The organism is Micromonospora sp. DT15, assembly GCF_049841475.1.
Taxonomy (GTDB): domain Bacteria; phylum Actinomycetota; class Actinomycetes; order Mycobacteriales; family Micromonosporaceae; genus Micromonospora.
On sequence record NZ_JBNCKJ010000009.1, the window covers coordinates 91555 to 110139 of the forward strand.

At 71.3% G+C, this 18585-nt stretch carries 20 protein-coding genes; 10 read left to right on the top strand and 10 right to left on the bottom strand.

Going from position 1 to position 18585, the window contains the following annotated elements; translation table 11 throughout:
* Positions 1–3: 3 nt before the first annotated feature.
* Complete coding sequence (locus ACLQ3F_RS20565; RefSeq protein WP_357195599.1) at positions 4–1140, bottom strand: carboxylate-amine ligase; 1137 nt, start codon at positions 1138–1140, stop codon at positions 4–6.
* 163 nt (positions 1141–1303) lie between these two features.
* Here ACLQ3F_RS20565 and ACLQ3F_RS20570 point away from each other — a divergent pair, with 163 nt between their 5' ends.
* The 3 genes from ACLQ3F_RS20570 to ACLQ3F_RS20580 all read left to right on the top strand — a co-directional run bounded on the left by ACLQ3F_RS20570 (position 1304) and on the right by ACLQ3F_RS20580 (position 3904).
* Positions 1304–1597, top strand: a complete 294-nt coding sequence (locus ACLQ3F_RS20570; protein WP_425850858.1) for a DUF6412 domain-containing protein — start codon at positions 1304–1306, stop codon at positions 1595–1597.
* A 102-nt stretch (positions 1598–1699) separates the two neighbouring features.
* Positions 1700–2455, top strand: a complete 756-nt coding sequence (locus ACLQ3F_RS20575) for a YidC/Oxa1 family membrane protein insertase (RefSeq protein WP_425850860.1) — start codon at positions 1700–1702, stop codon at positions 2453–2455.
* A gap of 63 nt (positions 2456–2518) precedes the next feature.
* The gene (locus ACLQ3F_RS20580; protein ID WP_425850862.1) at positions 2519–3904 is read left to right on the top strand and encodes a chitinase; all 1386 of its coding nucleotides are present in this window, start codon (positions 2519–2521) and stop codon (positions 3902–3904) included.
* A gap of 40 nt (positions 3905–3944) precedes the next feature.
* Here the strand turns inward: ACLQ3F_RS20580 and ACLQ3F_RS20585 are convergent, their stop codons facing one another.
* Positions 3945–4616, bottom strand: coding sequence for a DedA family protein (locus ACLQ3F_RS20585; protein ID WP_425850863.1), 672 nt, complete (start codon positions 4614–4616; stop codon positions 3945–3947).
* Between the two features lie 57 nt (positions 4617–4673).
* On the bottom strand, positions 4674–5288 hold the full coding sequence (locus tag ACLQ3F_RS20590; protein WP_425850865.1) for a DUF1349 domain-containing protein: 615 nt from the start codon (positions 5286–5288) through the stop codon (positions 4674–4676).
* An 80-nt stretch (positions 5289–5368) separates the two neighbouring features.
* Here ACLQ3F_RS20590 and ACLQ3F_RS20595 point away from each other — a divergent pair, with 80 nt between their 5' ends.
* Both ACLQ3F_RS20595 and fabG read left to right on the top strand, forming a co-directional pair.
* A complete protein-coding gene (locus ACLQ3F_RS20595) occupies positions 5369–7021 on the top strand; it encodes an alpha-amylase family protein (RefSeq protein ID WP_425851048.1) in 1653 nt (550 codons plus the stop codon).
* A gap of 43 nt (positions 7022–7064) precedes the next feature.
* Positions 7065–7823, top strand: a complete 759-nt coding sequence (gene fabG, locus ACLQ3F_RS20600; protein WP_393220378.1) for a 3-oxoacyl-ACP reductase FabG — start codon at positions 7065–7067, stop codon at positions 7821–7823.
* 55 nt (positions 7824–7878) lie between these two features.
* Here fabG and ACLQ3F_RS20605 read toward each other — a convergent pair whose 3' ends face one another.
* The 3 genes from ACLQ3F_RS20605 to ACLQ3F_RS20615 all read right to left on the bottom strand — a co-directional run bounded on the left by ACLQ3F_RS20605 (position 7879) and on the right by ACLQ3F_RS20615 (position 9194).
* Positions 7879–8295 (bottom strand): hypothetical protein, encoded by a 417-nt coding sequence (locus ACLQ3F_RS20605; protein WP_425850867.1) that lies wholly within the window; start codon positions 8293–8295, stop codon positions 7879–7881.
* Positions 8288–8680: a hypothetical protein gene (locus ACLQ3F_RS20610; protein ID WP_357195623.1), complete on the bottom strand. Its 393-nt coding sequence runs from the start codon at positions 8678–8680 to the stop codon at positions 8288–8290. Before ACLQ3F_RS20610 ends, ACLQ3F_RS20605 begins: the two co-directional genes overlap by 8 nt.
* Before the next feature lie 151 nt (positions 8681–8831).
* Positions 8832–9194, bottom strand: coding sequence for a cupin domain-containing protein (locus ACLQ3F_RS20615; protein ID WP_357263209.1), 363 nt, complete (start codon positions 9192–9194; stop codon positions 8832–8834).
* 240 nt (positions 9195–9434) lie between these two features.
* Here ACLQ3F_RS20615 and ACLQ3F_RS20620 point away from each other — a divergent pair, with 240 nt between their 5' ends.
* On the top strand, positions 9435–10337 hold the full coding sequence (locus ACLQ3F_RS20620; protein WP_355008101.1) for a Gfo/Idh/MocA family protein: 903 nt from the start codon (positions 9435–9437) through the stop codon (positions 10335–10337).
* A 177-nt stretch (positions 10338–10514) separates the two neighbouring features.
* Here the strand turns inward: ACLQ3F_RS20620 and ACLQ3F_RS20625 are convergent, their stop codons facing one another.
* The gene (locus ACLQ3F_RS20625; RefSeq protein WP_355008100.1) at positions 10515–10706 is read right to left on the bottom strand and encodes a DUF2795 domain-containing protein; all 192 of its coding nucleotides are present in this window, start codon (positions 10704–10706) and stop codon (positions 10515–10517) included.
* A 128-nt stretch (positions 10707–10834) separates the two neighbouring features.
* Between ACLQ3F_RS20625 and ACLQ3F_RS20630 the strand changes: the two genes are divergently transcribed.
* The gene (locus tag ACLQ3F_RS20630; protein ID WP_357195628.1) at positions 10835–12091 is read left to right on the top strand and encodes an erythromycin esterase family protein; all 1257 of its coding nucleotides are present in this window, start codon (positions 10835–10837) and stop codon (positions 12089–12091) included.
* Between the two features lie 102 nt (positions 12092–12193).
* Here ACLQ3F_RS20630 and ACLQ3F_RS20635 read toward each other — a convergent pair whose 3' ends face one another.
* From ACLQ3F_RS20635 to ACLQ3F_RS20645, 3 genes are all read right to left on the bottom strand, one after another.
* The gene (locus tag ACLQ3F_RS20635; protein ID WP_425850870.1) at positions 12194–14395 is read right to left on the bottom strand and encodes an MMPL family transporter; all 2202 of its coding nucleotides are present in this window, start codon (positions 14393–14395) and stop codon (positions 12194–12196) included.
* Positions 14395–14982: a TetR/AcrR family transcriptional regulator gene (locus tag ACLQ3F_RS20640; RefSeq protein WP_357195634.1), complete on the bottom strand. Its 588-nt coding sequence runs from the start codon at positions 14980–14982 to the stop codon at positions 14395–14397. Before ACLQ3F_RS20640 ends, ACLQ3F_RS20635 begins: the two co-directional genes overlap by 1 nt.
* Before the next feature lie 105 nt (positions 14983–15087).
* A complete protein-coding gene (locus ACLQ3F_RS20645; RefSeq protein ID WP_425850872.1) occupies positions 15088–15516 on the bottom strand; it encodes a winged helix-turn-helix transcriptional regulator in 429 nt (142 codons plus the stop codon).
* 78 nt (positions 15517–15594) lie between these two features.
* Here ACLQ3F_RS20645 and ACLQ3F_RS20650 point away from each other — a divergent pair, with 78 nt between their 5' ends.
* From ACLQ3F_RS20650 to ACLQ3F_RS20660, 3 genes are all read left to right on the top strand, one after another.
* The gene (locus tag ACLQ3F_RS20650; RefSeq protein WP_425850874.1) at positions 15595–17058 is read left to right on the top strand and encodes an MFS transporter; all 1464 of its coding nucleotides are present in this window, start codon (positions 15595–15597) and stop codon (positions 17056–17058) included.
* A 52-nt stretch (positions 17059–17110) separates the two neighbouring features.
* Positions 17111–18070, top strand: a complete 960-nt coding sequence (locus ACLQ3F_RS20655) for a DNA polymerase domain-containing protein (RefSeq protein WP_425850875.1) — start codon at positions 17111–17113, stop codon at positions 18068–18070.
* 64 nt (positions 18071–18134) lie between these two features.
* The gene (locus tag ACLQ3F_RS20660) at positions 18135–18584 is read left to right on the top strand and encodes a helix-turn-helix transcriptional regulator (protein ID WP_355008093.1); all 450 of its coding nucleotides are present in this window, start codon (positions 18135–18137) and stop codon (positions 18582–18584) included.
* The last annotated feature ends 1 nt before the right edge of the window (position 18585 follow it).

Genomic DNA, 18585 nt, shown 5'->3' on the forward strand with positions numbered 1-18585 from the left:
TGATCAGCCGCGGGTCTGCCGTGCGACGTCCTGCACCACGTCGGTGAGTCGGCCGGTGCGTTCGAACACCGCACGCTGCCGTGCCGCGCCGCTGCCGTGCCGGCGCAAGCCGCCCAGCAGGTCGTTCACCTCGGCCCAGTCGCCGTGCTGCTCCAGCGCCGGCCGCATCCGCTCCACAAACCGGTCCAACAGCTCCCAGGCCGGGCGCAGCTCACCGTTCGTGACGTCGACGGCTTCGCCTTCCAGGCCGTCATGGGCGGCCCGCCAGTGCGCCCCGACCAGCAGGTGGTGGTCGGTCTGCAACGCCGGCCGGCCGGCCTCGACATCCGCCATGGCGGTGGCGACGAGCGCCCGGACCAGCGCGGCGACGAGCACCGCGTCGTCCACCGACGGGCAGACGTCGCCGATCCGCAGCTCGACGGTCGGGTACTTCGCCGACAGGCGGGCGTACCAGTAGAGCATCCCCTCGTCGAGCATCACCCCGCTGGAGATCAACTGGCGGATCAGCCGCTGGTAGTGCTCGTGCGACTCCAGGAACGGGGTCGGCGCCACCGACGGCCAGCGCTCCCACTCGACCGAGCGCCAACTGGCGTAGCCGGTGTCCTCGCCCCGGGAGAACGGCGAGTTGGTGGTCACCGCGTGCAGCATCGGCAGCCACGGCCGTACATGGTTGAGCACCTGCACGCCGGTGTCCGGGTCGGGCACCCCGACGTGGACGTGCATGCCGTTGTTGCCGGGGCCGGGGACGAGCAGCCGGAACCGCTCGATCATGCGGTCGAAGCGTGGCTTGTCGACCACCGGTGGCACCGGGCCGTCGACCGGGCCGGTGCCGATGGCGAGCAGGCGTACGCCGGCCCGCTCGGCGGCGTCGGAGAGCGCCTTACGCAGGACGCCGAGGGAGTGCCGGATCGACGAGAGCTCCAGGCCGGGCGGGCTGCCGATCTCGATCTGACTGGTCTGGAACTCCCGCTCCACCTGCCCGCGAAGTTCGGCCGGCACCTGCTCCATGACGAGGTCCACGGCCGGGACCGCGGCCCCGGTGTGCGGGTCGACGAGCAGGAACTCCTCCTCGACACCCACGGTGAGCAACCCGGTGGCCGCAGCCCTGTCGCTCAGCGCGTCCGCCACCTGACCGGTCATCGACATCACCCGTCCGTTTCTGCCGTTCGCGGTCCGTCCGCGTCGGTCCTTCGCTTGGTTACCCAACGTGGCGATGCCGGGAAACGTGGCGGCGGCACGTCGTCCTCGAAGGCGGGCCGCCGATTCGGCCGGGTGACGAGACAGCGGGTCCTATGCTGAGCCCGTGCCGGTGCTGCTGGGCTATGTCGGGGTCGCGTGGATGTCCGCGTTCGCCCAGCTCACCCTGCTCGCAGGCCGCCCTGTGGACCTGCTGGCGGGCGCCGCGATGACCGCCCTGGTGCTGCTCGCGGTGGTGCTCGCGGCCCGGGTGCGCGACCGGGCGGGCGTGCCCGGTGCGGGGCCGCGCTCGGCCGGCCTGCGGGCCCGCTCCCGCAGTCGCCGAATGCCCCGCCAGATCGACCCGGATGCGGCGGGTCGACCTCGTCCCCGTGCTCCGGGGCACCCCTCGGCCGCGTAGCGCCTCGCCGCCGCGCGGCCGATCCCGCCGTCACCGGCCCCCCTTGCTGGGCGGACGCCGCCCGGGGGAGGGCCTCACCGGAATCGGACCGAGGGGTTTCCCATGCTTGCCTTCGCACCACTGCACGACGCTGTCGCCGCTGCCGGCAGCGCGCTGAACTGGCTCACCGAGCTGCTCGAACCACTGGCCGGCGGCGGAGCGACAGCCGCCGCCATCGTGCTTTTCACCATCGCCGTCCGGCTGCTGATCTCGCCGCTGACCGTCGCGCAGGTCCGCGGTGAGCGGCGCCGCGCGGCGCTCGCCCCGCAGGTGCGTGAGCTTCAGCAGCGGTACGCGGACGACCCCGCGTCGCTTCAGCGCGAGGTTTTCACGTTGTACCGCGAGGCCGGCGCGAACCCGGTCACCGGCTGCCTGCCGCTGCTCATCCAGGCGCCGTTCCTGCTGGTGCTGTACCGGTTGTTCAGCACCAGCGAGGGCGGCACCGGGCTGCTGGACGAGCGGTTGGCCGGCGTGCCGCTGGGTCACCATCTCAGCGACGGGCTGGCCGGTGCTGCCGGACCGCTGTTCGGCGTACTGCTGGTGGTGTTGCTGGCGGTGGCCTGGTGGTCGTCGCGGCGGGCCCGGCGGGCGTCGGCGGCGGTGGGCACTGTGGCCGGTACGCCGACCGAGGGGCCGGGGGCGGCCACGCTCGGCCGGCTGCTGCCTCTGCTGCCGTTCACGACGGTGCTGGTGGCGCTGGTGCTGCCGCTCGCCGCGGTGATCTACCTGGTCACGACGAGCGTGTGGTCGGCAGTTGAGCAGGCGGTGCTCCGCCGCCCGCAGGCCTCTCCGATGGGTGCTCTGGACAGAAACAGTTAACTGTCTTAATAATTAGCGGCAACGTTGACGTCCATAAATGCCCGTCCGGGCCCGGAGGGTCGCATGAAACGCTCCAGATCTCTTGTCCTGTCCCTCGTCGCCGCCCTCGCGGCCACCCTCGGCGCGGCCTGGGTGGCGCTGCCCGCTTATGCCGCCGGCGCCACCGCCAGCTTCGTCAAGACCGCCGACTGGGGCTCGGGCTGGGAGGGGAAGTACACGATCACCAACGGCGGCAGCTCGACCATCAACGGCTGGAACCTGACCTTCGACCTGCCGTCCGGCACCACCCTCGGCAGCTACTGGGACGCGTTGCTCAGCTCCACCGGCCAGCGGCACACCTTCACCAACAGGTCCTGGAACGGCACCGTCGCCCCGGGGGCGTCGGTCTCCTTCGGCTTCCTGGCCAGCGGCTCCGGTTCGCCGAGCGGCTGCCAGCTCAACGGCGTGTCCTGCGGCGGCGGCACTCCACCCACCACGCCCCCACCCACCACGCCTCCGCCGACGACGCCTCCGCCGACCACCCCACCGCCGACCGACCCACCCACCGGTGGGTTGCCGAAGCACCTGCTCACCGGGTACTGGCACAACTTCGACAACCCCGCGGTCGAGCTGCGGCTGCGCGATGTCCCCACCGAGTACGACCTCGTGGCGGTCGCCTTCGCCGAGGCCACCTCGACGCCCGGCGCGCTCACCTTCGGCGTCGACCCCGGACTGGCCGCCTCGCTCGGCGGCTACACCGACGCGGACTTCACCGCTGACGTCCGCACCCTGCACAGCCGGGGCAAGCGGGTGATTCTCTCCGTCGGCGGCGAGACCGGCCGGGTCACAGTGAACAACGCCGCCTCAGCCACCGCGTTCGCCGACACGGCCGCCGCGCTGATCGCCAGGTACGGCTTCGACGGGATCGACATCGACCTGGAGAACGGACTCAACCCGACGTACATGGCGCAGGCGCTGCGCGCCCTGCGGGCCAAGATCGGATCGGGCCTGATCATCGCGATGGCGCCGCAGACCATCGACATGCAGAACCCGGCCGGCGGCTACTTCAAGCTGGCGCTCGACATCAAGGACATCCTCACCGTCGTCAACACGCAGTACTACAACTCCGGCGCGATGCTCGGCTGCGACCAGAACGCCGCGTACGGCCAGGGCACCGTGAACTTCATCGTCGCGTTGGCCTGCATCCAGTTGGAGGCCGGGCTCCGCCCCGACCAGGTCGGCCTCGGTCTGCCCGCCGGAGCTGGGGCGGCCGGCGGCGGCATCGTCGCGCCCAGCGTGGTCAACGCCGCCCTGGACTGCCTGGCCCGGGCCACCAACTGCGGCAGCTTCCGCCCGCCGCGCACCTACCCGGGCATCAGGGGCGCGATGACCTGGTCGGTGAACTGGGACGTCAGCAACGGCAATGGCTTCGCCAACACCGTGGGACCGCACCTGGACACCCTGCCCTGACCACCCCGCTGGCCTTCCGAAGCGCCAGCGGCACAGCGGATCAGCGACCGGCGGTCACCGACCGCCGGTCGTCGCGGTCCCGACGCTTGCGGACCTTGCGGATCGCCCAACTGGCCACCATCACGACGAAGACCGCGACGATCGCGTAGTTGAACCAGTCGCTGTAACGTGCGACGTCCTGCCAACGGCTGCCCAGCGCATAGCCGGCCCCCACGATGAGACCGTTCCACACCCCGCTGCCGATCGTGGTGAGCAGGATGAACTCACCCATCGGCATCCGGTTGGCCCCGGCCGGCACGGAGACCAGGCTGCGGACCACCGGCACCACCCGGCCGATCAGCACCGCCCACCGGCCGTGCCGCTCGAACCACTTGTCGGCCCGTTCCAGGTCGTCGCTGTCCACCAGGGGAATGTGGTCCAACCAGCGCTTGAGTCGTTCCTCGCCCAGCGCCGCGCCGAGCCAGTAGAGCACCAACGCGCCCACCAGCGAGCCGACCGTCGCGGCCAGCACCACGACGAAGACGTTGAACTTGCCCTCGTGCGCGAGGAAGCCGGCGAGCGCCAGCACGATCTCACTGGGAATCGGCGGGACGATGCTCTCCAGCGCCACCAGCAGCGCCACTCCGACCGGGCCCATCACCTCGATCACCGAGGCCACCCAGCCGGTCAACCCGGTGAACTCGGACGGGTCGCCAGCCTGGGCGTACGCCATGGTGGTCCTTCCGGTCGGCTGTCGGGGATCGGAGGGTCATACCCACCGGGGCCCGATTCACACCTCCGGGTGCAGCGCGGTGTCCGCCGGACCCTGCCGCCAACCGGTGAACACCACTGTCAGACCGGCGCGGGACGGCGCGCAGCAGAACGGGCCGGCCAGGGCCTCCGCCGTCGGGTCCAGCGGAGCGAGCCGGACCAGTCTCCACGGTTCGTCGTCGACCCGGGCGCGAACGGTCACCGCGTCACCCGCCCGGCTGACCCGGACCGTCACCTCCCGGCCCGCCCACTCCGGCACCGGCGCCACCGACCAGTCGGAGAACTCCCGGGTCACCACAGCGCCGAGCTGCGACTCGCCGTCGCTCACCTCGACGCCGGCCTTGGTCCAGGTCCGCTCGTCGACGCGGACGAACGCGCCGGCCTGGTCGAACTGCGCCGAGAAGTCGAGCCGGAAGCTCACCTCCATCGCGGTGCCGACCGGCAGCGGCGCCAGCAGGGCCGGGCCGTCGTCGTGCACGAAGCCGTAACTGGTCCGCCGCCAGAAGTCGCTCTCCGCGGCCGGCTCGACGACCAGTTCGCCGGCCGGGCCCTCCTCGACGCGTACCGGCGGGTGCAGCCAGCTGCCCCGGGACCAGTCCAACAACTCGCTCGGCGGCACGAGGTCGTTCTCCATGACGGGCACGGTAACCCACAGCCGTCGCCGGTCGGCCCGGCTGGTTTGCCGCGATGATCAACTGGAGAGATTTCTTCGGCATGGGTGACCGTTGGTATTCCGAAGCCGTCGTCTACTGCCTCGACATCGACACGTACGCCGACTCCGACGGCGACGGGGTCGGTGACATCCGTGGCCTGATCGGGAGGCTGGACTACCTGGCCCGCCTCGGCGTGACCTGTCTGTGGCTGCACCCGATCCACCCGTCACCCAACCGCGACGACGGCTACGACGTCACCGACTTCTACAACGTGGACCCGCGCTTCGGCACCCTGGGCGACTTCGCCGAGCTGCTGCACCAGGCGCAGAACCGGGGCATCCGGGTGATCATCGACTTGGTGGTCAACCACACCTCCGACGAGCACCCGTGGTTCCAGTCGGCCCGCTCCTCGCCGGACTCGCCGTACCGGGACTGGTTCCTCTGGTCCGACACCGAGCCGGCCGACCGGCACCAGGGCATGGTCTTCCCCGGCGAGCAGAAGGAGACCTGGAGCTACGACCGCACCGCCAAGGCGTGGTTCTACCACCGGTTCTACAAGTTCCAGCCGGATCTCAACTTCGCCAACCCGGAGGTCCGGGCCGAGGTCAAGAAGATCATGTCGTTCTGGCTCCAGCTCGGCGTCTCCGGCTTCCGGATGGACGCGGTGCCGTTCATCATCGAGCTGACGGAGCCGGGCAACCCGGACTCGCCGAAGGACTTCGAGTTCCTCACCGAGATGCGCCAACACGTCCAGTGGCGGCGCGGCGACGCCGTCCTGCTGGCCGAGGCGAACGTCGAACCCGACCAGCTTCCCACGTTCTTCGGCGACACCAGCGGCTCGGGCAACCGCATCCACATGCTCTTCGACTTCATGCTCAACGGTCGACTCATGCTCGCCCTGGCCCGCGAGGACCCGGAGTCGCTGATCGAGGCGCTCCGGGACACCCCGAAGCTTCCGGTCGGAGGGCAGTGGGCCACCTTCCTGCGTAACCACGACGAGATCGACCTGTCCCGGCTGACCACCGAACAACGCAACCAGGTGTACGCGAAGTTCGGCCCGGACGAGAACATGCGCATCTACGACCGGGGCATCCGTCGCAGGCTCGCCCCGATGCTCGGCAACGACCGGCGGCACATCGAACTGGCGTACGCCCTCCAGTTCTCGATGCGCGGCACGCCGGTGCTGCGGTACGGCGAGGAGATCGGGATGGGCGAGGACCTGTCGCTGCCCGGTCGGGAGGCGATCCGTACCCCGATGCAGTGGTCGTACCAGCCGAATGCCGGCTTCTCCACGGCGGACCCGGAGAAGCTGGTCCGCCCGGTGATCGACAAGGGTGAGTTCGGCTACCAGAACGTCAACGTCACCGCCCAGCGCAGCGACTCGAAGTCGCTGCTCGCCTGGTTCGAGCGGATGATCCGTACGCTGCGGGAGGCCCCGGAGATCGGGTCCGGCTCGACGACCCACATCGACGTGGCGATGCCGGCCGGAGTGCTCGCGCACCGGGCCGACGGGCCGACGGGAACGATGGTCTTCGTGCACAACCTCGGCACCGACGACGTCGAGGTGGACCTCAGCAGCCTCGAAGCGGAGGCCGACCTGCCCATCGACGTGCTCGCCGACCGTGGTTACGGAGAGTTGGGCAAGCTCGGCGCGGTCAAGGTCTCCGGCCACGGATACCGGTGGATTCGCCTATGCCGAGGGCCGGCCTGTTGAGGTTAAGCTCCTCCGATCGACCCCACGTTACCGGGAGGTAATCATGTCGGAGGAGTCCCGCGTCGCCATCGTCACCGGAGCGGCACGCGGCATCGGCGCGGCCACCGCCCGACGGCTGGCCGCCGACGGAATGGCCGTCGCCGTGGTCGACATCGAGGAGGCGGCCACCAAGGAGACGGTGGACGCCATCGCCGGGGCCGGCGGCCGGGCGCTCGGGGTGGGCGCCGACGTGTCCGACCGCGACCAGGTCGAGGCGGCGGTGAGCCGCGTCGCCGCCGAGCTGGGCGCGCCCACGGTGCTGGTCAACAACGCCGGTGTGCTCCGCGACAACCTGCTGTTCAAGATGACCAGTGCCGACTGGGACACGGTGATGGGGGTGCACCTGCGCGGTGCGTTCCTGTTCAGCCAGGCCGCCCAGAAGCACATGGTGGACCGCAAGTGGGGGCGGATCGTCAACCTCTCCAGCACCTCCGCGCTGGGCAACCGGGGCCAGGCGAACTACGCCGCCGCCAAGGCCGGTCTACAGGGCTTCACCAAGACGCTCGCCATCGAGCTGGGTCCGTTCGGGGTGACGGTGAACGCCGTCGCACCCGGCTTCATCGTCACCGACATGACAGCGGCCACCGCCGCCCGGATGAAGGTCGACTTCGACGACTTCCAGAAGCACGCCGCCGCCGAGATCCCGGTCCGCCGCCCCGGCCGCCCGGAGGACGTCGCGCACACCATCTCGTTCCTGGCGAGCGAGGGCGCCGGCTTCGTGTCCGGCCAGGTCATCTACGTCGCGGGCGGCCCACGGGACTGACCCGTACTCCCGACGAGGGCGCTCCGGCAGACAAGCCGGCGCCCTCGTCGCCGGGTCAGGCGGGTGCGCGGCGGGTGCGCCAGAGCCAGATCAGGCCGAGCACCGGCAGCACCAGCGGGATGTAGCCGTACCCGCTGCCGAACTGCGACCAGACCGTCTCGTCCGGGAAGAGATCCTTGTCGACCAGGCTCAGGATGCCGACCGCGACCACCCCGACCAGCTCCACCGAGCAGCACGCCAGCGCGACCCGACGGCCGGTGTGCCCGGCGCGGGCCAACCCCACCGCCGCAACGATGTAGATGAGCGCGGCCACCCCGGAGAGCAGGTACGCCACCGGCGCCTCGTCGAACTTGGTGGCGATCTGCAAACCCGCCCGACTCGTCGCCGCGATCGCGAAGAGCAGGTAGATGGCGATCAGCAGCCGCCCCGGGCCGGAGTTCGTGCGCTGCCGAGCCGATTCTGTCTCAACCACCGAGCACCTCCCAGGTCTGCTGCAACCGGACGACCACCACCGGGGCCACCAGGCAGACCGCGCACACGATCGCCGAGCCCCAGCGGGTCGGTTCCATCCGGGCCAGCACCCAGGCCAGTGGCGGCAGACACACCAGCGTGACCAGGTAGCCGAAGAAGGCGCCGGGCTCGCCGGGCCGATCCCCGCCGCCGACCGCGACGAGCGCCAGCACGCTCAACACCAGCAGTGCCACTTCGAGTACGGCCAGACCGACGAACTGCACAGGGTCCGGTGGTCGGTGGCGTACCGCAGCCACCAGCGCCCACACCGCCACGAGCAGCGACAGCACGATCGGCACTGCCGCGACGATCCCGTCCACCGGCGAATCGACGCCCGCGCTGGTCACCGGCACCACCCGGTCGTTGCCTCGGTCACCGGCACAGCCTACTAACCGTCGTAGTAAAGGGGTGCCCTGCCTCTCCGCGTGTGACGCGCGCCCGTCGAGGGTCCGCGGCCCCGGTGCCCATGCTCCCGGTGCCCAGCTTTTCGGGTGGGCGTCAGTCGCCTGCTTGGAGCCAGTAGACGGAGACGGCGAGGAGTGGGTCCGGTCCGTCGTTCCGAATCTGATGCGGCACCCTGCTGTCGAACGCCGCGACGTCGCCGGCCCGCAGGACACGCGCCTGGTCGGCGAACGTCAGGGTTCCGGTCCCGGACACGATGATCCACACCTCACGGGAGCGATGGACATCCAGGTCGTTGGAGGTGTTCGGGGCCACCGACCAGCGCGCGACCTCGAACGGGGCGGGCGCCGTCGACGGGAACGGCAGCAGCGCGCGGTGCACCGGGCCGCCCTCGGTGAAGTCGTACCAGTGTTCAAACGCCACGACACCGCTGGTGATCGCTGAATCCGAGCTCCGCATGCCGTCGAGCCTGCCCCGCCGTACCTGGTGTGTCTGGCGGTGATCGGACCTGACGCTGCCGAGAGCGGTGCCGGCGGACCGCTGCTCACCGACAGCCGGGCGGGTAGCTCGACCACCGACCGGAAATGAAAGGTGAGCTGCTTCGATTGGTCGAACCCGCCGCCGTTCCGGCCGCCAGGGCGACTAGCGTGGATCACGTCCGTGGCGTTGTCGCGGTGCGGGGAAACAGCGGAGGTACACGTGCTGCGGTTCGGCTTGTTCGGCACCGGTCACTGGGCGATCGAGACGCACGGGAAGGCGCTGCACGCCCATCCCGACGCGGAGCTGGTCGGTGTGTGGGGTCGCAACCCGGAGCGGGCCTCCGCGCTGGCCGAGCGGTACGGGGTACCCGCCTACGCCGACGTCGACGCGCTGATCGAGCAGTGCGAGGCGATCGCCGTTGCCCTGCCGCCGGACATCCAGGCCGACATCGCGGTCCGGGCGGCCCGCGCCGGTCGGCACCTGCTGCTGGACAAGCCGCTGGCGCTCAGCGTGGACGATGCCGACCGGGTCGTTGCCGCCGCCGAGGAGTCCGGGGTCGCCTCGGTCGTCTTCTTCACCCAGCGGTTCCAGCCGAACGTGACAGCGTTCCTGGCCGCCACCGCCGCCGCCGGGGGCTGGCAGCACGGCCGGACCACCGCGTTCGCCTCGATCTTCCAGGACGGCAGCCCGTACGGCGGCTCGTTGTGGCGTCGGGAGCACGGTGCGCTCTGGGACATCGCCCCGCACGCGCTCTCGATCCTCCTGCCGGTCCTGGGCCGGGTGACGCAGGTGGCGGCGATGGACGGACCGAGCGGGATGGTGCATCTGCTGCTCACCCACGAGGGCGGTGCCACGAGCAGCGCCTCGCTCTCCCTGGACGCCCCGACCGAGTCGATGGCCCGGGAGTTCGTGTTCTACGGCGAGAACGGCATCGAGAACGTCCCGTTCGGCGAGAACGACGCCGCCACCGCGTTCGGCGTCGCCATTGACCAACTCGTCGAGCAGGTGCGGGCGGGCACCCGGGACCACCGCTGTGACGTCCGCTTCGGCCGCGAGGTCGTCGCCATCCTCGCCGCCGCCGAAACCGCCCGAACCGAATCCCGCACCATCCCCCTCCCCTAACCCCCCAACCCCCACCCCCGTCGCCCCGGTGATCATGAAGTTAGCGGCGCGACACGCCGTGGCGGATGGCAATAACCTCATGATCACCGGGGCGGGGCGGGGCGGGGCGGGGCGGGGCGGGGCGGGGCGGGGCGGGGCGGGGCGGGGCGGGGCGGGGCGGGGTGGGGCTGGTTGGGTTTAGGTGGGGGTGGTTAGGGCGGCGTTCAGCTCGTCCGGGTTGTTGAACTGCTCGGGCGGTAGGGCCTGGAGCATCTGCAACATTGCCGTGCTGGCCCCGTTCTCCTGACCCCAGCGGATCAGGTCCTCCCGGGAGACCGGGTAGTCGAGCCCGGCCAGGTACTCCTGCAACTGAACCCCGGTGACGGTCATGTCGGCCGGCTACCCGCTCGCGGTGGTCGTACACCGGCTTGGTTGGAGCCCACGACGGCCCGGCGGCCGGCGTGTCGGCCCGCGACGCGCCCACGGTTTGCCGCTGCGGCGGTCGGGTAGCCGCTGGCATGCTGGTTCAGCGGCTCGGCGCGCCGAGCGATTTCGACCCGTTGCTGGAGCGCGTTCGCAATGCCCGGGTGGTGATGATCGGCGAGTCCACCCACGGCAGTTACGACTACTACCGGTTGCGCGAGCAGCTCACCCGCCGGTTGATCGCGGAGTGTGGGTTCTCCTTCGTCGCGGTGGAGGGTGACTGGCCCGACTGCGATCGGGTACACCGGTCGGTGACGGCCGCGCCGGGTGGCGCGCTCGAACCGCAGCTCGCACTCGACCAGTTTGAGCGATGGCCGACCTGGATGTGGGCCAATGCCGAGGTGGCCCGGTTCGCCAGCTGGCTGCGGGCCTGGAACCTGGAGCTGCCGGAGGAGCAACGGGCCGGGTTCCACGGCCTCGACGTGTACAGCCTCTGGGAGTCGATGCAGGCGATCTTCGACTACCTGGGGGAGGAGGACCCGAAGTCGCTGGAGGCGGCGCAGGACGCCTACCGGTGTTTCGAGCCGTACGGCAAGAGGGTCGAGGAGTACGGCGCGGCCAGCCGCTTCGTCTCGGCCCGGTGCGAGGAGGAGGTCGTCCGGTTGCTCGCCCGGACCCGTGAACACGCCCTCTCCGACGGCCCGGACCGCTTCTCGGCCTGGCAGAACGCGGAGGTGGTGGCCGGCGCCGAGCGCTACTACCGGGCGATGGTGGCCGGCGGGCCGGACTCGTGGAACATCCGCGACACCCACATGCAGGACACCCTGGACCGGCTGTTGGAACGGTACGGCCCGGACGCACGGGGCGTCGTCTGGGCGCACAACACGCACGTCGGAGATGCGCGGGCCACCGACATGGCCGCCGACGGGATGGTCAACATTGGTCAGTTGGCCCGGGAGCGGCACGGCGAGGACGCGGTGGCACTGGTCGGCTTCGGCAGCTACCGGGGCACAGTGATCGCCGCACCCCGCTGGGGTTCGCCGCCCGAGGCGATGGTGGTGCCTCCGGCTCGGGAGGGCTCGGTCGAGCGGCGGTTGCACGAGCTGATGCCGGAGCGGGCGGTGCTGATCTTCGGCGGCGACGATCAGCCGGGCTGGGTCACCGAAACCGTTGACCACCGGGCGATCGGGGTCGTCTACGACCCGTCGTTCGAGTCCTGGGGCAACTACGTGCCGACCCGGCTGGGCGACCGCTATGACGCCTTCATCTGGTGCGACGACACCACGGCCCTGCACCCGCTACCGGTGCCAGCGGCCCCCGGCGAAATGGAAACCTACCCAGCAGGAGTCTGACCCGCGCCCGCTGGCGTCGATCATGGAGTTGTGGTGCTGGACGAAGGCCTCTGATCGGGGCACGACGGGCACCACAACTCCATGATCGACCGGGTGGTGCGGTCAGACGTGCGTGGGGGTGCGATCTTCCAGGTGCTCGCGCAGGCCTTCGCCTTCGATGTCCACGTTGGGCAGGGCGCGGTTGAGCCAGCGGGGCAGCCACCAGGCGCGGTCGCCGAGGAGCGACATGACCGCCGGGACGATGGTCATCCGGACCACGAACGCGTCGATGGCCACGCCGATGGCGAGCGCGAAGCCCATCGACTTGATGATCGGGTCTTCGAGGAACACGAAGCCGCCGAAGACGGACATCATGATCAGCGCGGCGGCGGTGACCACCCGGGCACCGTGGCCCATGCCGCTGATCGTGGCCTCACGCGCGGTGTCGCCGTGCACGAAGTCCTCCCGCATCCGGGAGACCAGGAACACCTCGTAGTCCATGGCCAGCCCGAACAGGATGCCGATCAGCAGGATGGGCAGGAAGCTGACCAGCGGGGCCGGGGTGTCCAGGCCGACCAGGTCGGCGAGGTGGCCCTGCTGGAAGATCGCCACCGTGATGCCGAACGTGGCGGCCACTGTGAGCAGGAAGCCCAGCGCCGCCTTGAGCGGCACCAGCAGCGACCGGAACACCAACATCAGCAGCAGCACCGAGAGCCCAACGACCAGCAGCAGGTAGATCGGCAGTGCGTCGGAGAGCTTCTCCGAGACGTCGATACCAATGGCGGTGGCGCCGGTGAGCAGCACCTCCGCGCCCTGCACCCCACCGACCGCGTCGCGGACGTCGTGCACCAGGGTCTCGGTGGCCTCATCGGTCGGGCCGGTCTTCGGCACCACGCCGAGCAGCGCGGTCCGACCGTCCGGGCTCAGCTGCGGCGGTGCCACGGCGAGGACGTTCTCGGTGCGCTGGATCATCGCGGTGACCTGCGGCACCGCGGCCGCGGTCGCCTGCGCGTCGTCGCCCGCCACGACCACCGCGAGCCGACCGGTGAAGCCCGGACCGAAGCCCTCGGTGGTCAGGTCGCTCGCCACCCGGGCCGGGGAGCCCTCGGTCGCCGTACTGGCGTCCGGCAGAGCCAGCCGCATGTCCGGCGTGGGCAGCGCGAGCAGGCCCAGGCCGAGCAGCGCGACCAGGATGACCGGCACCCGGAAGCGGGTGACGAACCGCGCCCAGCGGAAGCCGAACCCGGAGCGGTCCTCGACCGGCAGCGTCTCCTCGCCCACCGGCTCACCTGGCGCGGCGGAGTCGACAGTGGAGCGCAGCCGGCGCGGGAGCACCCGGTTGCCGGCAAAGCCGAGCAGCGCGGGCTGGAGGGTGATCGCCACGAGCACGGCGATGGTGACCGTACCGGCGGCGGCGAGACCCATCACGGTGAGGAACGGGATGTTCACCACGGCCAGACCGGCGAGGGCGATGACAACTGTGGCGCCCGCGAAGACCACGGCGGAACCGGCGGTGCCCACCGCGCGGCCGACCGCCTCCTCCGGGGACAGGCCTTCGAGCAGGTTCTGTCGGTGCCGGGAGGTGATGAACAACGAATAGTCGATGCCGACGGCGAGGCCGAGCATCAGCGCCAGGATCGGCGCGGTGCTGGTCAACTCGATGACACCGCTCAGCGCGAACAGACCTGCCATGCCGACACCCACGCCGATCAGCGCGTTGAGCATGGTCATTCCGGCGGCGACCAGTGAACCGAACGTGATGATCAGGACGATCGCGGCGACCAGTACGCCGAGCGCCTCGGTGGAGCCGATCTCCGGCTCACCGCCCAGCACCTCGCCACCCGGGGCGACCTGCCAACCCTTCGCCTCGACGGCCGCGCCGACCTCCTCGTACGCGGTGCGTTGCTCGTCGGTCACATCGTCGCCGCCGGTGGCGAACTGGACCTGGACCAGCGCGTACCGGCCGTTGGGCGAGACCGCGCCGACCTGGAACGGGTTGACCGCGCCGACCACGCCGGGCAGAGCCGAGGCCTCCTGGACCAGCTCCTGCACCACGGCCTGGCCCTGCGGGGTGGCCAGTTGGCCGTCGGCAGGTGCCTTGAGCGCGATGGTGCCGGTGGCACCACTGGCCGCGGGGAACTGGTCGGCCAGCAGGTCGAGCGCGCGCTGGCTCTCGGTGCCGGGCATTGTGAAGTTGCTCGCCGTCGGGCCGCGCAGGGTCGCCGCGGCCAGGCCGGCGACGACGAGTACGACTAGCCAGAGCGCGACGACGAGGCGTCGCCGGCGCAACGCGCCCCGGCCGAGCCGGTAGAGCAGGGTGGCCATCAGGAGTCCTTGTCCTCGGTCGTGGGTGAATGGGGCACTGGTGCGTCGACGGGTTCGACGGCCCGCCGGGCGAGAGTGAGCAGGGCGAGGCGCAGTTCGTCGTCGGGGATGTCGGCGAACTCGCCGCACGCCTCGGAGATGCCGGCGAGCAGCACCAGTGCGGCGATCCGGGCGCCTGGCCGGTCGGAGTGCCCGGCAAGGGCGTCCCGCAGCCGGTCGGAGATTTCCTGGATGTGCGCGAAGGCGGGCTGGCACAGCAGCTCCGGGAACTCGCCGCGCAGGACGGCGATCTCCTGTCGGAACCGCACCGCGAGGTCGACGAAGCCGCTTGCGGCGACCTCCTGGGCGGCAGCCCCGGTCAGGCCGTTGAGCTGGTCGTCGAGGCTGCGAAGCACCTCGATCGCGGGTGCCATCAGTTCGGCGAGCAGGGCTTCCTTGTTGGCGAAGTGGTAGAGCACGGTGGCCTTGGAGCAGCCGACCTCCCGGGCGATGTCCTGCAGAGAGGTGCCCCGGTAGCCGGTCACAGTGAACTGCCGCGCCGCCGCGGCGAGAATCTCGCCGTGCGTGTCGGGTACCGCTCTGCCCATGCCCGGTCCACCTCCCGCAGACCAGCATGCCTGACCGATCGGTCAGACCCTGACCGATCGGTCAGATGGAAGCGGTGGCGTTCACCACACTCCTGGCGGGTTTGCTCAGGCGTGCTGGGTGTCGTACCTGGTCCGGGCCTCGGCGATGGCCCGCCGATGCCGCTCGGCCCAACTGGTCAGCGCGACCAGCGACTCGTAGAGCTCCAGCGCCATCGGGGTGGCCGTGTACTCGACCTTGGGCGGGACGGTCGGGTAGACGGTGCGGTGCAGCAGGCCGTCCCGCTCCAGGTTGCGCAGCGTCAGCGTGAGCATCCGCCGGCTGATCCCCTCGATGTGCCGCTCCAGTTCGGTGAAGCGCACCGGGCCGTGCGAGGCGGCCACCAGGATGCCGATGCTCCACTTGCCGCCGACCCGGTCGAGCACCTCGCGGACTGTGCACGCGCGAGCCTGGCCCGGGGTGAACGGCACGTTCTCGGCCGAGCAGGTCAGCTCGGCCTTGACCAGCGCGGACACATCGCTGTTCCTCTGGGACATCAAAGTGCCTCCTTCCGCCGCGGTTAATGGTCACAGACGATGACCTCGGTAACAAACCGTGCACCAAGGAGGGGTTCCGTGGAACGTGTCGTCCCATCCCGCTGGCCGGCGCTGCTGGTGCTCTGCGCCGGCAGCCTGATGATCATCCTGGATGGCACCGTCGTCGCTGTGGCGCTTCCCGCCATCCAACGCGACCTGGGCTTCAGCGCCACCGGCCTGGCCTGGGTGGTGAACGCCTACCTGGTCGCGTTCGGCGGGCTGCTGCTGCTCGCCGGCCGGCTCGGAGATCTGCTGGGCCGCCGCAGGGTCTTCCTGGCCGGCGTCGCGATGTTCACGGTCGCCTCGCTGGCCTGCGCGGTCGCCACCGGGCCGGCCCTGCTGGTGGGCGCGCGGTTCGGGCAGGGCGTCGGCGGCGCTCTGGCCATGGCGGTCAGCCTCGGCATGATCGTCCGGCTCTACCCCGAAGCGGCCGAGCGGGCCCGCGCCATCGCCGTCTTCAGCTTCACCGGCGCGGCCGGTGCGTCGGTCGGCACGGTCGCCGGAGGGGTGCTCACCGAGGCCGCCGGATGGCGGACCATCTTCCTTGTCAACGTGCCGATCGGGACGGTCATCCTCATCGCGTCCCTCCGCCGGCTGCCGTCCGAAGGAGGGATCGGCCTGCGCGCCGGCCTGGACCTGCCCGGCGCGCTGCTCGCCACCGCCGGTCTGATGGCCGCCGTGTTGGGCATCGTCGGAACGGGCGAGCACGGCTGGACCAGCCCCCGGACGCTCGGCGCGGTGGCCCTCGCGGTGCTGCTGCTCGGCGGGTTCGCGCTGCGCCAACGGGTGGCGGCGGCCCCGCTCGTGCCGTCCCGGGTGCTGCGCGTCCCGGGCCTGGTGGCGGCGAACGCCGTGCAGTTCCTCATGGTCTGCGCGTACTTCGGGTTCCAGTTCCTGCTCGCCGTGGAGCTGCAACTGGTGCTGGGGTTGGATGCCGCCGCGACCGGCTGGGCCTTCCTGCCCACCCCGGTCGTGATCGCCGTCGTCTCGCTCGGCCTGGCCGGTCGGCTGATCGCCCGCTTCGGTGCCCGGATGGTCCTGCTGGTCGGGCTCGGCCTGGCGAGCGTCGGCTTCCTCCTGCTCGCCCGGCTGCCCGCCGACGGCGCCTACGTCGCTGACGTACTCCCCGCGATGTTGATCTTTGGGGTGGCCGGCGGCCTGACCCTGCCGGCGGTCACCACGGCGGCCATGGCCGGCGCGACCGACACCGACGCCGGGCTCGCCTCCGGCCTGGTCAACACCACCCAACAGGTAGGCGGAGCGGTCGGCCTGGCCGCGCTGGCCACAGTTGCCGCCACCCGCACCGACGGGCTGCGGGCCGCCGGCTGGGCCGAGACCGCCGCGCTCGCCGGCGGCTACCGGACGGCGTTCGCCGTGGCCGTGGGTCTCGTGGTCGCCGCGTGGCTGGTGGCGCTGACCACACTGCCCCGACGCCCGGCCCGGCCGTCGTCGGCGGCCGACCCGTCGGAGTCGGCCGGGGTGGGTGCCGGAATCGATCCGTAGCGAAGCGCCGCGTCCAGTTGACCGACGGCGGTGCGGCCGGGAGGGTGGTCGGGTGAGCAAGGCTGACGAGACCCGGGACGGCGTGGCCCTGACCAACCTGGACCAGCCGCTGTCCGACCGGGACGACGCGACGAAGCGTGACCTGGTCGACTACCTCGACGCGGTCCGGGACCGGATCCTCCCGCAGCTGCGGGGCCGGCCGCTGTCGGTGATCAGGGTCCGCCCCGGCCAGCCGCCGTTCATGCAGAAGAACCTGCCCCGCTACACCCCGGACTGGGTCCGCCGGGCGCCGGTCTGGGCGGAGGCGTCGCACCGGGAGATCTCGTACGCCCTCTGCGACGACCGCCGCACCCTGCTCTGGTTCGCCAACCAGCGGGCGGTGGAGTACCACCCGACGCTGGCCACCGTGGCGGATCTGCATCGCCCGACCCACCTGATCCTCGACCTGGACCCGCCGGACGGCGACGGGTTCCGCGCGGCGGTCGACGCCGCCCTGCTGGTCCGTCAGGCGCTCGCCGACGCCGGCCTGGCCGGTGCGGTCAAGACCAGCGGCGCCAAGGGCGTGCACGTCTTCGTTCCGGTGACCGACGAACCAACGGCCGAGGAGCTGGCCGCCGCCACCCGGGCGCTCGCCGTCCGCGCCGAGCGGCTCGACCCGGCGCTGGCCACCACCGCGTACATCAAGGAGGACCGGGGCGGCCGGGTCTTCGTGGACGCCACCCGGGCGGGCGGGGCGACGGTGGCCGCCGCGTACAGCCCCCGGTTGCGCCCCGGAATGCCGGTCTCGTTCCCGGTCGACTGGGCGGACCTGACCGAGGTGACCCCCGCCGACTTCACCATCCGGACCGCGCCCGCACTGCTCGCCGACGGCGACCCGTGGGCCGCGCTGATGCCGGCCCCGCAACTGCTCCCCGCCGACCTGGTCGCCGAGGGCCGGACCATCCCGGTCGCCCGGGTGCAGGCCATGCACGAGGGGAAGCGCCGGGCCCGCGCCCGCCGCGAGGCCGGCTGACCGGCCCGCCGGCCCCCGCCCGGCGAGCGGCGGATTGTCGGTGGGTTGTGGCACGATTTCGCAGGTGAGCAGCAAATCCGACGCGACCCAGCGACTGGCCGACCTGGCGCGGCTGCGCCGGGTCCGCGACCGGATCGACCGGGAGTACGCGTCTCCGTTGGACGTCGAGGCGCTCGCCCGTGGCGCGCACATGTCGGCCGGGCACCTCAGCCGTGAGTTCCGGCTCGCCTATGGCGAATCTCCCTACAGCTACCTCATGACCCGGCGGATCGAGCGGGCAATGGCCCTGTTGCGCCGTGGCGACCTGAGCGTCACCGACGTCTGTTTCGCTGTTGGTTGCTCGTCGTTGGGCACCTTCAGCACCCGCTTCACCGAGCTGGTGGGCGTGCCGCCCAGCGTCTACCGGCGGCAGGCGGCGCAGGCGACGGCCGGGATGCCGTCGTGCGTGGCGAAGCAGGTGACCAGACCGGTCAGGAATCGAGAAGCGCGGGTCGCCGAGCCGCAACTAGCGTGAC